Annotated in this window: 16 protein-coding genes and 1 other annotated feature; of the genes, 3 read left to right on the forward strand and 13 right to left on the reverse strand. The window is 37.8% G+C overall.

What is annotated here, in order from left to right:
- Positions 1-3: 3 nt before the first annotated feature.
- From hisG to B5P40_RS34005, 11 genes are all read right to left on the reverse strand, one after another.
- A complete protein-coding gene (gene hisG / locus B5P40_RS06240; protein ID WP_033708301.1) occupies positions 4-639 on the reverse strand; it encodes an ATP phosphoribosyltransferase in 636 nt (211 codons plus the stop codon).
- The gene (locus B5P40_RS06245) at positions 615-1,877 is read right to left on the reverse strand and encodes an ATP phosphoribosyltransferase regulatory subunit (RefSeq protein WP_002140970.1); all 1,263 of its coding nucleotides are present in this window, start codon (positions 1,875-1,877) and stop codon (positions 615-617) included. Before B5P40_RS06245 ends, hisG begins: the two co-directional genes overlap by 25 nt.
- 309 nt (positions 1,878-2,186) lie before the next feature.
- Positions 2,187-2,768, reverse strand: a complete 582-nt coding sequence (leuD, locus tag B5P40_RS06250; protein ID WP_002126281.1) for a 3-isopropylmalate dehydratase small subunit — start codon at positions 2,766-2,768, stop codon at positions 2,187-2,189.
- A complete protein-coding gene (gene leuC / locus B5P40_RS06255; protein ID WP_113708977.1) occupies positions 2,746-4,140 on the reverse strand; it encodes a 3-isopropylmalate dehydratase large subunit in 1,395 nt (464 codons plus the stop codon). The genes leuD and leuC overlap by 23 nt, the downstream gene beginning before the upstream one ends.
- Entirely contained in the window at positions 4,140-5,204 is a 1,065-nt protein-coding gene (gene leuB, locus B5P40_RS06260; RefSeq protein ID WP_113708978.1) for a 3-isopropylmalate dehydrogenase, read from the reverse strand. The genes leuC and leuB overlap by 1 nt, the downstream gene beginning before the upstream one ends.
- Before the next feature lie 78 nt (positions 5,205-5,282).
- The gene (gene leuA / locus B5P40_RS06265; RefSeq protein WP_113708979.1) at positions 5,283-6,803 is read right to left on the reverse strand and encodes a 2-isopropylmalate synthase; all 1,521 of its coding nucleotides are present in this window, start codon (positions 6,801-6,803) and stop codon (positions 5,283-5,285) included.
- Position 6,804: 1 nt separating this feature from the next.
- On the reverse strand, positions 6,805-7,815 hold the full coding sequence (gene ilvC / locus B5P40_RS06270; protein WP_002126277.1) for a ketol-acid reductoisomerase: 1,011 nt from the start codon (positions 7,813-7,815) through the stop codon (positions 6,805-6,807).
- Between the two features lie 27 nt (positions 7,816-7,842).
- Positions 7,843-8,352 carry an acetolactate synthase small subunit gene (gene ilvN / locus B5P40_RS06275; protein WP_000822948.1) on the reverse strand — a complete coding sequence of 170 codons (510 nt, stop codon included), beginning with the start codon at positions 8,350-8,352 and terminating at the stop codon, positions 7,843-7,845.
- Entirely contained in the window at positions 8,349-10,049 is a 1,701-nt protein-coding gene (ilvB, locus tag B5P40_RS06280; RefSeq protein WP_002168823.1) for an acetolactate synthase large subunit, read from the reverse strand. The genes ilvN and ilvB overlap by 4 nt, the downstream gene beginning before the upstream one ends.
- 72 nt (positions 10,050-10,121) lie before the next feature.
- Positions 10,122-10,350 (reverse strand) — a binding site (T-box leader).
- Positions 10,351-10,365: 15 nt separating this feature from the next.
- Entirely contained in the window at positions 10,366-11,262 is an 897-nt protein-coding gene (gene ilvE, locus B5P40_RS06285; RefSeq protein WP_002011723.1) for a branched-chain-amino-acid transaminase, read from the reverse strand.
- Between the two features lie 141 nt (positions 11,263-11,403).
- The gene (locus tag B5P40_RS34005) at positions 11,404-11,619 is read right to left on the reverse strand and encodes a hypothetical protein (protein WP_078177944.1); all 216 of its coding nucleotides are present in this window, start codon (positions 11,617-11,619) and stop codon (positions 11,404-11,406) included.
- Between the two features lie 59 nt (positions 11,620-11,678).
- Here B5P40_RS34005 and B5P40_RS06295 point away from each other — a divergent pair, with 59 nt between their 5' ends.
- Positions 11,679-11,918 carry a DUF3911 family protein gene (locus B5P40_RS06295; RefSeq protein ID WP_002011724.1) on the forward strand — a complete coding sequence of 80 codons (240 nt, stop codon included), beginning with the start codon at positions 11,679-11,681 and terminating at the stop codon, positions 11,916-11,918.
- An 86-nt stretch (positions 11,919-12,004) separates the two neighbouring features.
- Positions 12,005-12,244: a YkuS family protein gene (locus B5P40_RS06300; RefSeq protein WP_002011725.1), complete on the forward strand. Its 240-nt coding sequence runs from the start codon at positions 12,005-12,007 to the stop codon at positions 12,242-12,244.
- A 428-nt stretch (positions 12,245-12,672) separates the two neighbouring features.
- Here B5P40_RS06300 and B5P40_RS06305 read toward each other — a convergent pair whose 3' ends face one another.
- Both B5P40_RS06305 and ytfJ read right to left on the reverse strand, forming a co-directional pair.
- Positions 12,673-12,762 carry a hypothetical protein gene (locus B5P40_RS06305; protein WP_000608225.1) on the reverse strand — a complete coding sequence of 30 codons (90 nt, stop codon included), beginning with the start codon at positions 12,760-12,762 and terminating at the stop codon, positions 12,673-12,675.
- Positions 12,763-12,870: 108 nt separating this feature from the next.
- Entirely contained in the window at positions 12,871-13,278 is a 408-nt protein-coding gene (gene ytfJ, locus B5P40_RS06310; RefSeq protein WP_002030645.1) for a GerW family sporulation protein, read from the reverse strand.
- Between the two features lie 307 nt (positions 13,279-13,585).
- Between ytfJ and B5P40_RS06315 the strand changes: the two genes are divergently transcribed.
- Positions 13,586-13,960 carry a hypothetical protein gene (locus B5P40_RS06315; protein ID WP_002011728.1) on the forward strand — a complete coding sequence of 125 codons (375 nt, stop codon included), beginning with the start codon at positions 13,586-13,588 and terminating at the stop codon, positions 13,958-13,960.
- Positions 13,961-13,963 lie beyond the last annotated feature (3 nt).

The raw sequence follows: 13,963 nt of genomic DNA on the forward strand, positions 1-13,963 counted from the left end.
CCCCTATTTCCCTGACAAAATTTCTTGTTCCATCATATTTATAATACAGAATATTTCGTCTTTTTTAGTTTTCAATGCAGCCTTATTCACAATCATTCGAGCTGATATAGAGCACATTTCCTCAAATACAATTAACCCGTTTTCTTGTAATGTTTTTCCTGTTTCAACAATATCAACAATTGCATCTGCCAAACCTAGAAGTGGAGCAATCTCTACAGATCCTTCTATTTTAATAATTTCTACATCCTCCCCTTTATCATGAAAATATGTAGAAGTAATGTGCGGATATTTCGTAGCAATTCGTTTTTTCCGATAACTCTTCGGATTATACGTAGGAATAGAAGCGACACAAAATTTACACACGCCCACTCCTAAATCGACCATCTCATATATATCTTTCTCAAATTCCATTAATATATCTTTTCCAACGACTCCAATATCAGCTACGCCATGTTCTACATAAGTAGCAACATCTACCGCTTTCACTAAAATAAATGAAATGTTTGTGTTTTTACTTTTAAACACAAGTTTTCTTCCTTTATCTTTGAGCTCTGAACAATCAATTCCAATTTTTTCAAACAGTGGAATAACATGCTTTTCTAATCTTCCTTTCGTTAACGCAATTTGAATGTTACGCATGAAGCCTCCCCTTCTTTCTGGATGATCCATTTCTCTCTCCATACATATTCCACTAGTGACTCACTCTTCGCCTCAACGACTGTCATTATTTTATTCTTGTTTGCAAATTGAAAAGTATCGTTTAAATTAGAGAATAAAGATAACTGGGCATTCTTCCCGTCCTTTTGAAGTAAATTTCGTAACCTTTCCGCTTCTGCTAATCTATTTAACTCATAATGAATCATAATATCTATTCTCTTTCGTTTATATGGTTCTTGCTGCTCTTGAAGTGCCTTAACTATTTGATTTACTTGCACCGCGAGCCCAACCGCTGGCATCATCTCTCCAAAATTTCCAATTAACTCATCATATCTTCCGCCACTAACAATCTCTTCTCCAATTTCATATATATACCCTTTGAAAATAACACCCGTATAATAATCCAAATGTTGAACCATACCTAAATCAATTGATATGTAAGAGCCATATCCTAACTGTTCAATTGTTTCATATATTTCTTTCACTCTCGCAATGGCCATTTTCATTTCATTACTTGAGGCGAGTTTTTCTGCTTCCTCAACAACATCTAAACTCCCGAATAACCTTGGTAGTTTCTCAAGTAACCTTACTGTTTCATCACACCGATTTAATTTCTTTTCTTCTATAAAGTGTGAGAGTGCGGCATAATTTTTACTTTCAATATACGTTCTAAGTAACTTCTCTTCTTCATCATTAATGGGGAGCTTTTTTACGATACATTTATATAACTGCACTTGCCCAATCTCAATTGTGAAAGATTGCACCTTTAATTTTTGAAGTGCTTGAATTACGCTTATCACACATTCAATTTCAGCCCTTACATTTTCAATCCCGATAATTTCAATACCACTTTGCACTATTTCATTATATTTCCCAGTAAGGGACTCATTCGCCCGAAATACATTCCCGCTATAAGTTACTTTAAGAGGAATATCCCCTCTCTGTGTTCCAATTACTCTTGCTAAAGGAATTGTCATATCTGGGCGTAAAACGATAATCCGTCCTTTTTCATCGAAAAATTTATACATCTTTTCTTCATCTATCGGCCTGTTTTGAAATGCAAAAACATCATAAAATTCAATTGTAGGTGTCCTTATTTCTTCATAACCTCTCTCTAAAAAGGTCCGTCTTAATTTTTGTTCCACTTCTTCAATTAACGTACATTCTTCGAATAAGTAATCTCTCGTTCCATTCGGATTTGCCCGTTTCCACTTTGTCATCTGAATTCACACACCCTTCCCTCTTTAATTTATGCCCATTACATCCACCCAAACCGAAAATAAAAAGAGCCTTGTAGACAAAATACCTACAAGGCTCTTTAGTAGAGTGTAGGTACAACGGGAATAACCCTTGTGCCTACACGTTTTCACGTTAGGTTCAAGGGTTTCATGTATGATGATGTAGTTTTGTAAGCATTTTAATAGATTGTACGATATTCATAATACTTACTCCCTTTCTCCTCTGATTTTTTACATATTATATAACAGTTAATTCTGAATGTAAATACATTTCGAATATTCTACTTTCAGTTAATGTGAAGCTACTTTTCTTTCATACTCTTCAATTTCTTGTTCATATTGCATTGTAATGCTGATTTCATCTAGACCATTTAATAATTTTTCTTTCCACATTTTCTCGATTGTAAAATGAAACCTGTGCGTATTCGTAATAATTACTTCATTCTCTAAATCAACTTCCATTTGATCTCTCGCATTCGTTTTGGCAAGTTGTTCACGCATCTCTTTATCCATTACAATCGGTAACATACCATTCTTCATACAATTCATATAAAAAATATCTGCAAATCCTCCGGCGATAATAACGCGGAAACCATAATCCGCAAGCGCCCAAGGAGCATGTTCTCTTGAAGAACCACATCCAAAATTATCACCTGTAATTAATATACTTGCTCCTTTTCGTTCTTGTGCATTAAGGGGGAAATTAGGATTTTCATGGCGCTCATTATCGTAACGCCACTCATCAAATAAATATTTTCCAAATCCCGTCCTTTCAATTCTCTTCAAATATTGCTTCGGAATAATTTGATCTGTATCAATGTTATCATTCATAAGTACTGCGGCAGTACCTTTATGAATATGAAATGGTTCCATCGTAACTCTCCTTTCTAATATCAACAAAATGACCATATAACGCAGCTGCTGCAGCCATAGCTGGACTTACTAAATGTGTTCGTGCTCCTTTCCCTTGCCTTCCTTCAAAATTACGATTTGAAGTAGAAGCACAATGTTCTCCTTCAGGTACTTGATCTGGATTCATCCCAAGACACATTGAACATCCAGGCTCTCTCCATTCAAATCCCGCTTCTTCAAATATGCGATGTAAGCCTTTTTGCATCGCCCGCTCTCTCACACTTTTTGATCCTGGTACAACGAGTGCTCGCACACCTTCTTTTACCTTTTTCCCTTTTACAACAGATGCAGCAATTTCTAAGTCAGATAAACGTGAATTTGTACAAGAACCAATGAAGACATGCTTAACAGGAATTTCAAACGTACTTTGCCCAGGGCTCAATCCCATATATGAAAATGCTCTTTCATCATTTTCGTTATGCTTCTCTGGTAATTTTTCATCAATAGGAACACCCATACTAGGATTTGTTCCCCAAGTGACATACGGTGCTAAATCCGTAACATCTACCGAAATATGTAAATCATAAATTGCATCTGAATCTGTATAAAGCTCCGACCATTTTCCCGTAAACGTTTCATAGTCTTTCGGTGCATATTCACGCCCTTTTACATAAGAAAATGTTTTCTCATCTGGTGCAATGATGCCAGCTTTCGCTCCCCCTTCAATTGCCATATTGCAAAGTGTCATTCTCTCTTCCATACCCATATCACGAATCGTCTCTCCGTAGAATTCCATTACATGCCCCGTTCCAACCGCTACACCGTACTTTGAGAGAAGATGCAAAATAATATCCTTTGCATAAACGCCTTTCGGTAACTTTCCTTTTAATTCAATCCCCATCGCTTTCGGTTTTCGTTGCCACAACGTTTGAGTTGCTAATACATGTTCTACTTCACTCGTACCAATACCAAACGCTAAAGTACCGAAAGCACCGTGGGTTGCTGTATGGCTATCACCGCATACAATCGTTTTCCCCGGTTGTGTGAGCCCAAGTTCTGGTCCTATAACGTGAACGATTCCTTGCTCTTCATCACCAATATCGGCTAATCGAACCTTAAATTGTTTACAATTGTCACGAAGTGTATCCAATTGCTGCTTCGCAATGCGATCGGTAATATTCCAAACATCTTTCGTTGGAATATTATGATCCATCGTTGCAAACGTTAATTCCGGTCTCCGAACAGTTCGATTTGCAAGCCGCAAGCCTTCAAAGGCTTGCGGTGACGTTACTTCATGAACGAGATGAAGATCGATATATAATAAATCCAATCCATTTTCATTCGTTACAACTACATGCCTTTCCCAAAGCTTATCTAGTAACCTTTTCCCCATTATCTTCCTCTCCCTACTAGTGCCTGCTCTTCCATTTCTTGAATAACTGCCCTCGTAAATGAAGTTGTCGTCTCATTCCCCCCAATATCAGCTGTACATTTCCCAGATTGAAGAACTGCAGAAATTGCCTCTTCAATCGCATACCCTTCTCTCGTTAATCCAAATGATTGCCCAAGCATCATCGCTACTGAACGCATCATCGCAATTGGATTCGCTTTATTTTTACCTGCAATATCTGGCGCTGATCCGTGAATAGGCTCATATAAAGACGGCCCGTTTTCCGCATGGCTCGCTGATGGAAGCATTCCTAATGACCCTGCTAATACAGAAGCCTCGTCGCTCAAAATATCACCAAATAAATTTTCTGTTACGATAACGTCAAATCTCCTTGGGTTTCGAATTAACTCCATAGCAGCTGCATCTACTAAAATGTGCTCTAATTCAACATTAGGATAACGAAGAGCTACTTCTTCCGTAACAGCTCTCCACAATTTACTAGATTCTAAAACATTCGCTTTATCAATAGAGGTTACTTTTCTCTCTCTCTTACTCGCTAATTGAAAAGCATACGACACGATACGTTCAATTTCATGACGATGGTACGTAAGTGTATCAGTTGCCGATTCTTCCGTTCTTTCTTTCGGATAAGAGAAATAAATACCGCCTGTTAGTTCACGAACGACAACGAAGTCAATTTCATCTGCGTTTTTTAATGGCGATAAATGTGCAGTTGCGCTTTCTACTGTTACAGGACGAACGTTCGCAAATACACCAAGTCCTTTTCTTAAAGCTAATAATCCTTTCTCTGGCCTTTCTTTCGCATCATCCCACCGCGGTCCACCAACCGCTCCAAGTAAAACCGCATCACTCGCTAAACAAGCGGCAAGTGTTCGCTGTGGTAATGGTTGCCCATTTAAATCGATAGCCGCTCCGCCAAAGTACTCATCTTGTAAATGAAAGTGATGTCCATATAGCCTCTCTACCATATGCAATACTTCCTTCGCGCTTTCCATAATTTCCGGACCAACACCATCACCCGCTAAACAAACGATACGTTTTTCCAATTAAAACACTCCTTTTTGTCTGAATTTTCAGAAATATACTTTGATAAGTAAGGGACGATCCCCTCACTTATCAAACAGTTACTTCACAAGAGTAATAAAAGATTTTAATTTTCCGGCCGCATGAACATACGCTCTCGCCGATGCTTCTAATACGTCTTGCGCAACACCAAAACCTGATACTTGATGAGTTCCTTCTTTTAATTCAACATGAACATGTGCAAGTGCATCTTGACCTTGCGTTATAGATTGTATGCGATAATCCGCTAAGTCACATTCTAATCCTAAAATTCTTTGAATTGCATTATAGATCGCTTCAATACTTCCAGAACCAGTTGCTGCATCTTCGTACATATTTCCTTCCTCATCTTTTAGTACAACCGTTGCACACTGTGTACTATTTGATACGAAATGTACTTGCAATTGAGTAATGCTATATTGCTGGGCCGCAAATGCTGCTTCACCAAGCATAAGCGCACGTAAATCTTCTTCTGTAATTTCTTTTTTACGGTCAGCCAAGTTTTTAAATGCTTCAAACACCACATCTCGTTCTTCTTTTGTAAACTCATAACCAAGTTCTTTCATTTTTTCAGTAAACGCATGGCGCCCGGAATGCTTTCCTAATACAAATAGATTTTGTGACTCTCCAATCAGTGATGGTTCAATAATTTCATACGTCGTTACTTCTTTTAATACACCGTCTTGATGAATACCTGATTCGTGAGCAAAAGCATTTGCTCCAACAATCGCCTTATTTTTCGGTACAACCATACCCGTTAACCGACTTACTAACGTACTCGTCGCTTTAATTTCTTTTAATGTCATAGAGGATTCTGCTTCATAGAAATCTTTTCTAATATGGAGAGCAACCGCTACTTCTTCTAGCGCCGCATTCCCCGCTCTTTCTCCAATTCCATTAATCGTTCCTTCTACTTGTAACGCTCCGCCTTCAACCGCAGCTAACGAATTCGCTACTGCCATCCCAAGATCATCGTGACAATGACAAGAGAAAATTGCTTTTTCATACGACGGAACGGATTCTTGTAAGTATTTAAAAAGAGAATAATATTCTTTTGGATTCGTATATCCAACTGTATCAGGAATATTGATTACATTCGCTCCTGCGCGAATCGCGACTTCTACTGCTTCAGCTAAAAATGCTCTCGATGTTCTTGTTGCATCTTCTGCTGAAAATTGAACTGTTGGAAATAGTGATTTCCCAAGCGTAACCGAGCGATGTATGCTATCTAATACATCTTCTTTTGACATACAAAGCTTATATTTCATATGAATGTCACTCGTAGCTAAAAATACGTGTAAACGAGGAGAGACAGCGCCTTTCACAGCTTCATAGGCTCTTCGAATATCACTTTCTCTCGCTCTAGCTAAACTCATAACCGTAGCATTTTGAATGGTATTTGCGATACGTTTTACCGATTGAAAATCACCTTCAGAAGCTGCTGCGAATCCAGCTTCCATTACATTAATACCAAGTCTCTCTAGTTGCCTCGCAATCTGTAATTTCTCTTGTTCATTTAAATTAACTCCTGGTGATTGTTCGCCATCACGAAGCGTCGTATCCATGAACAAAATTTGCTTCATATTATTTAATCCCTACCTTTACTCGGGGCTGTACGAAAGGCATCATTTCACGTAATTTACGTCCAACTACTTCGATTTCATGTTCATTTTCTTTTTCATTTGTCGCCTGGAAATTTGGTCTTCCTGCTTTATGCTCTGCAATCCAGCCTCTTGCAAATGTACCATCTTGAATTTCTGCTAGTACTGCACCCATCGCTTTCTTCGTATCTTCAGTAACAACGCGTGGCCCTGATACGAAGTCCCCCCACTGCGCTGTATCTGAAACTGAATATCTCATATTTTCAAGTCCACCTTCATACATAAGGTCAACAATTAGTTTCAGTTCATGTAAACATTCAAAATATGCAAGTTCAGGTTGATAACCAGCTTCAACTAACGTTTCAAACCCAGCTTTTACTAGTGCAGTTACTCCGCCGCAAAGTACAGCTTGCTCTCCAAATAAATCTGTTTCTGTTTCTTCTTTAAACGTTGTTTCTAATACACCTGCTCTCGTCGCCCCAATTCCATCTGCATATGAAAGTGCCTTTTCAGTCGCAACTCCTGTTGCATCTTGATATACTGCAAATAATGCAGGAACAGCTCCCCCTTCCGCAAACGTACGACGTACTAGATGCCCTGGACCTTTCGGTGCTACTAGAAATACATCTACATTAGCTGGCGGTTTTACTTGATCAAAGTGAACATTAAATCCATGCGCGAAAACGAGAGAATTGCCGCCTTGTAAGTTTGGTGCAATTTCAGCTTCATATACTTCCGGCTGTAATTCATCAGGTAGTAGAATCATTACTACATCTGCTTTTTCTGCTGCTTCCGCTACTGTATATACAGAAAAACCGTCTTCTTTCGCCTTATCCCATGACTTCCCTTTCCTCAGTCCTACTACCACATCAAATCCGTTATCACGTAAGTTTTGCGCATGCGCATGGCCTTGCGATCCATATCCGATGATTGCTACTTTCTTTTCCTTTAATACATTTACCGTTACGTCTTTTTCATAATAAACTTTCGCCATTTTCATTTCCCCCTATTTTTTAAATAATTATTGAATTAACATAACTTGTTTATCTTGTTTTTTCATACTACGTGTAAATGCTGTTACACCTGTTCTAGCAATTTCTTTCAAACCATATGGACGAAGTAATTCAATTAACGCTTCTACTTTCTCCTGGGTACCTGTTACTTGCACCACTATGGAATCCTTCCCAACGTCTATTACAGCGGCTCGGAACGGTTCAATTAAACTATATAATTCTGCTCTTGCTACAGACGTTGCTACTTTAATAAGTGCAAGTTCTCTAGCGATCATCGCTTCTTCTGTAATATCTGATACTTTCAGTACATCAATTTGCTTATGAAGTTGTTTAATTAACTGCTCAACTTGCTGTTCATTTTCAACGTGTACAACAATCGTCATTCTCGAAATATCCGATGATTCCGTATGACCTACTGAAATACTTTCAATATTAAAATGTCTACGTGTCATAACACCTGTAATTCGATTTAACACACCGCTTTGATTTCGAACTGTCGCTGTTACAATTCTCTTCACCTTTTCTCCACTCCCTCCATTTGATGAACGCCTTTTCCTGGGGCAACCATCGGCATTACCTTTTCGGATTGAAGTACGCGGCAATCAATTACAACAGGCTCTCTTAACTCAATTGCATACTGTAATTGTTGCTTTGCAAGAAGTGGGTCTTCAATACGAACACCTTTTATGCCATAAGCATTGGCAAGCGCAACAAAATCTGGTTGGCATGAAAGTAAGGAGTGCGAATATCGCCCATTATAAAATTCCTCTTGCCATTGTCTTACCATTCCTAAAGCTTCATTATTTAAAATAAACACTTTAACTGGTAAAGAATGCTCTTTTAATACACTTAGTTCTTGCAGGGTCATTTGAAATCCCGCATCACCAACAATTGCAATAACTAGTTCTTCAGGCTTTGCGATTTGTGCACCTATTGCTGCTGGAAATCCGAAGCCCATTGTTCCTAAGCCTCCAGAAGTTACCCATTTATCTGGATTTTTCAGCGGATAATATTGAGCTGCCCACATTTGATGTTGCCCAACATCTGTCGTTACAATCGCTTCCCCTTTCGTAATTTCGTATAGCATATCAATTGCATATTGAGGCTTAATACATTCCGAATGCTCTTTGTAAGAAAGAGGGTATTTTTCTTTTCTACTATTCAATAATGAGAGCCAATCATTGTGATTTACTTCCCCTTCCTTAAAGTTGAGTAGAGCTTCTAATGCTTGCTTCGCACTCGCAACAATTGGAATTTCAGTCGGCACATTTTTTCCGATTTCTGCTGGATCAATATCTATATGTGCGACAATCGCTTCTTTAGCAAAATAAGCTAAATTTCCAGTAAGACGATCGTCAAATCTTGCTCCTATATTTATAAGTAGATCACATTCATATAACGCCATATTAGCCGTGTAAGAACCGTGCATTCCTCCCATCCCAAGAAATAATTTATCATCTGGCGGAAAACCACCAAGACCAAGTAAAGTATGAACAACAGGAATTTCATATTTACGAGCAAAGCTTGTTAATTCTTTCGATGCCTTCGCATGCAATACACCTGCTCCAGCTAAAATTAACGGTTTTTTTGAAGTCGCAATCGCTTGTAATAATTTGTTTATTTGTAGTAGATTCGGTTCGTAATTAGGCTGGTATCCTGGTAAATCCATTTGAACATCACTACATCGCTCACCTTTCTCTACTACCATATCTTTCGGAAGGTCAATTACGACTGGGCCTGGTCTTCCTGTTCTAGCGATATGAAATGCTTCTTTAATAATTCGGGGTAAATCCGATGCTTTTCGTACTTGATAATTATGTTTTGTCACCGGCATCGTAAGCCCCATAATATCAGCTTCTTGGAAAGCATCACTCCCGATTAACGTTGTTGCTACTTGCCCTGTAAATACAACAAGTGGCAATGAATCAATCATCGCGTCAGCTAGACCAGTAATAACATTTGTAGCACCCGGTCCACTTGTTGCAATTACCACTCCTGGATTTCCTGTAATTCTTGCATATCCTTCAGCAGCATGAATTGCACCTTGCTCATGCCTCGTTAAAATATGCGGAATTTCACAATCATAAAGCGCATCATATAGAGGTAAAACCGCACCACCTGGATAACCAAAAATCACCTCTACTCCTTCCTTTTCTAGCGCTTCTAACAATAGCTGTGCACCAGTTGCCAGTTTCTCTTCCGTTTTTGAAGACATTTTTCTTATAAGCCCCCTTTTTTAAACATTTATAAAATAAAAAAATCCTACGTCCACACTCCAGCTATGTGCTGAAGGGACGAAAGATTTCGCGGTACCACCCTTCTTCGCAAGATTACTCTTGCCTCAGTGACTCGGGATATGAGTCTAGCTAATAACGGAGCTACCGTCTAAGCCTAAACAAACGTTTCAGCTTAGCACTCAAGGGTGATGTTCGTCGACGTGAACCATCGGTTTCCAGCAACCACCGACTCTCTGTGAGGCTTCACAGTCAACTACTCCTCCCTATCAACGCTTTATCATGTCATAAGAGCTATTATCCAACTTTATTTTCTTCGTAAATTTTCTCTCCATCTTCTACAACTAATTTACGGAATTCTTCTAATAAACGATTCGTATGTGGCCCTGTTCTACCTAAACCAATCGTTCTTCCATCTACTGTCGTAACAGCAATTACTTCAGCAGCTGTTCCTGTTAAAAACACTTCATCAGCTACATATACATCATGCCTTGTAAATAATTCTTCTCTTACGTCATATCCAAGTTTTTCGCCGATTTCTAAAATCGCGTTTCGTGTAATACCTTCTAACGCTCCAGCAGAACTTGGTGGTGTAATTAATTTATTTCCCTTCACAATAAATACATTATCTCCAGAGCCTTCAGCTACATATCCTTGGTCATTTAACATAAGTGCTTCTTGTACTCCAGCTAATTTCGCCTCAATGCGAACTAAAATATTATTTAAGTAATTTAAAGATTTTACTTGAGGCGATAAAACATCCGGGCGATTGCGACGCGTTGCAACTGTTATAATCGGAATCCCTTTTTCATAATATTCTTGTGGAAATAAAGATAATTGCTCTGCAATTACTACTACATTTGGTTTCGTACAAGAATCGGGATCTAATCCCAAGTTCCCAGGTCCTCTTGATACAACGAGGCGGATATATCCATTAGATAGTTTGTTTTGTCGAATCGTTTCAACAACGATTTTCGTTGCTTCTTCTAACGTATATGGAATTTCTAACATGATGGATTTCGCTGATTCATATAACCGGACAAGATGCTCTCTCAAACGGAAAACATTACCGCTATATACCCTAATTCCTTCGAACACTCCATCGCCATATAAATAGCCATGATCATATACTGAAACCTTTGCTTCGTCTTTTGGAACAAATTCTCCATTTAAGAAAATCCACTGCTCGTTCACTTGAAAGCGCCCCCTATGTTCTATGAGTTTTTTATTGTTTCCTAGTCTACTCTCCTTTTCAAATAAATCAAGTGAATTTTTAGAAAATTTTTAATTTTTAATCGTACGTACATCTTTGTTCATATTGATTTAATAACATTGTTAACGTTTACAAAAAGTCAAAAAAATTTTTTCGTCAAATTCTACTAAAAAAAATATTTGTTTAAAAGAAGGGTTTTCGCCAATTGATACGAATCTATTGTATTCAATAAACGGACGTCCGATTTTATAAATCCGGGAATATACAACGACTTTTGGTGAAAAAGGGGGAAAATAACAAAAATAACGCTGTCTAAAAATAACATTCATATTTTTCATTTAGTAATCATAATCCTATTTTTAAAAAACAATTTGTCAAATTGAAGGAGGAAATAACAATGGCGTGTGTACAAATTAAAGGAACGAGACAAGAGGTAGTAGAAATGCTACAACTATTTGATCTAATGGATACGAAAGGATTTTGTAAATTCGATAATTACGTTGAAGTAGAACCAAATAGTAGGAAACATAACAACTACACAGCTTCAATCGATATTCAGTCTAATAACAGTTCAGCACAAGATACATTAAATGATCAATTCGTTAGTCAAATGCTTACTGGTGTATATAACGACTAAACAAATATTCTCTTCCTACCATCTTTTCATAAATATATGCTATGGACTTGAGCATACTAGCAACTAGATGGTAGGAGGTGAAAATTATGGCTAGAATTGGTGTTGAGAACTCTTTAACAGATGTTCAACAAGCTCTTCAGCAACAAGGACATGAAGTCGTTTCACTTAACTCTGAAAATGATGCACATGGGTGTGATTGTTGCGTTGTAACCGGGCAAGATTCTAATATGATGGGCATTGCAGATACATCGATAAAAGGATCTGTAATTAAAGCACATGGTTTAACAACAGATGAAATTTGTCAGCAAGTTGAAAACCGCACTTAATCATTTTTATCACATTATTTGTGAGCTAACATGTAAAGGGAATGGAATGGTCCCACTGATTATAGTTTCAATTTATTTATAGAAAGAGGGCTCCTTTTCAAAAGGAGCCCTCTTTTTTATATTCACCTAACGGGAAAGTAACATATACTGGATGAAAGCCCTACCTCTCTCTCATCATTACGGTTCCACTGACCGCTCCTTGATTCACTAGTATACATATAAAGCTTACATATACAATTTATAGGGTTTGTTCACAAAAGTTGTTGGTAAGACTACCCGATCTTTCGCAAACTTTTCGTATTATATTCATAAGATTTATTTACTTTACACTAGCTTTAACCGAGACACGAATTAAAATTTTAACACCAATACAATAACTTGTCAACATTTTTTACAAATTAAAAACAGACATTAACGGTTTGTCTGTTTTAGAATGGAGCTTTTTCTTTTATTACATATACAACAAAACCGCTTACTAACATACATAAGCCAACTACTAAGTTTTTGATATTAATCATAAATTCCTCTCCCTTATTCCACACATCATATATATTTACAGTTCAATTATTCCGATCGTCATAAAGCGCACTTTTTCTAATATATCATAATTCCTAAAAAATGCAAGTTCACTTTTGGCGACCATTCACAAATTTATCCACAGTGCTTGGCACAGTATTTAACGCTTTTTCAATTAAATGTGTACTACTATTGAGATGCAACACTTGCACACCGTTAGAACCAACTACTAAAAAAGCAACTGGGCTAATAGAAACCCCAGCCCCGCTTCCGCCTCCGAATGGATGACTTTGCTTGTTCTCTTTATGCTGCCCTTGTCCGCCGTTATGTTTTTCGGAAATAAAATCACCTTTAAAGTCACTTCCACCAGCTCCAAAACCAAAAGCCACTTGAGATACTGTTAATACTACATTTCCGTCAGCTGTTGAAACCGGACTTCCAACAATCGTATTTACATCTACCATCTCTTTTAAATTTGTCATTGCTGTTTTCATTAAATTTTCAATTGGATGTTCCATTATGTACTACACCCTTTCCTCATTATTCTTTTTTATACTTTCCAAAATAGAGGAAGTCATACTAAGTTTTCCTATTTTGAAAAAACATTTTCCACTTTCCAATTGGATATTACTCCCTGTACAAGTTCGGATAAAGTGAAACTTTAATCAGTGGAGGTTTTGTTCATCCCCCACTGATTATTAGCCCACACCAATCGGGCGTTTACGAGCCGCAGGGCTCCAGCCAAATTTTGAGGTGGGAGTCTCACTGCTCGCAAATAGCGGGATAAAAACAGTAAAGAGAAACATACTACTATTGAACCTTGTTATGAAAGGAGTCCTTACTTTGACTGAGAAATTTGATGAATATAAAAAAAGAGATCGAATAGATAGTGATTATAAAGAAGAATACGCAGCTGAAGTTGCACCACAGCGTATCGATTATGATGATAAAGATAACGATGATGTAAGATCGTCTGCAGCTGGATCGACTGCTGGTTTCATTGCTCTTGCCTTAGCAATATTATCATTATTCACATTCCCAACACTATTTGGTCTTGTGTCTGTTCTACTTGGTATTTACGCTTATAATCGCGGGGCTACTGTAACTGGCGGTACCGCTGCCATTGTGGGTGGTATCGCTGCACTCATTGCGATTTTATTCCGAGTGGCGCTTATTGGTTTATTGTTCTCTCTTTTTTAAAAA

Source organism: Bacillus sp. SRB_8 (genome assembly GCF_003264205.1).
Taxonomy (GTDB): Bacteria; Bacillota; Bacilli; order Bacillales; family Bacillaceae_G; genus Bacillus_A; species Bacillus_A mycoides.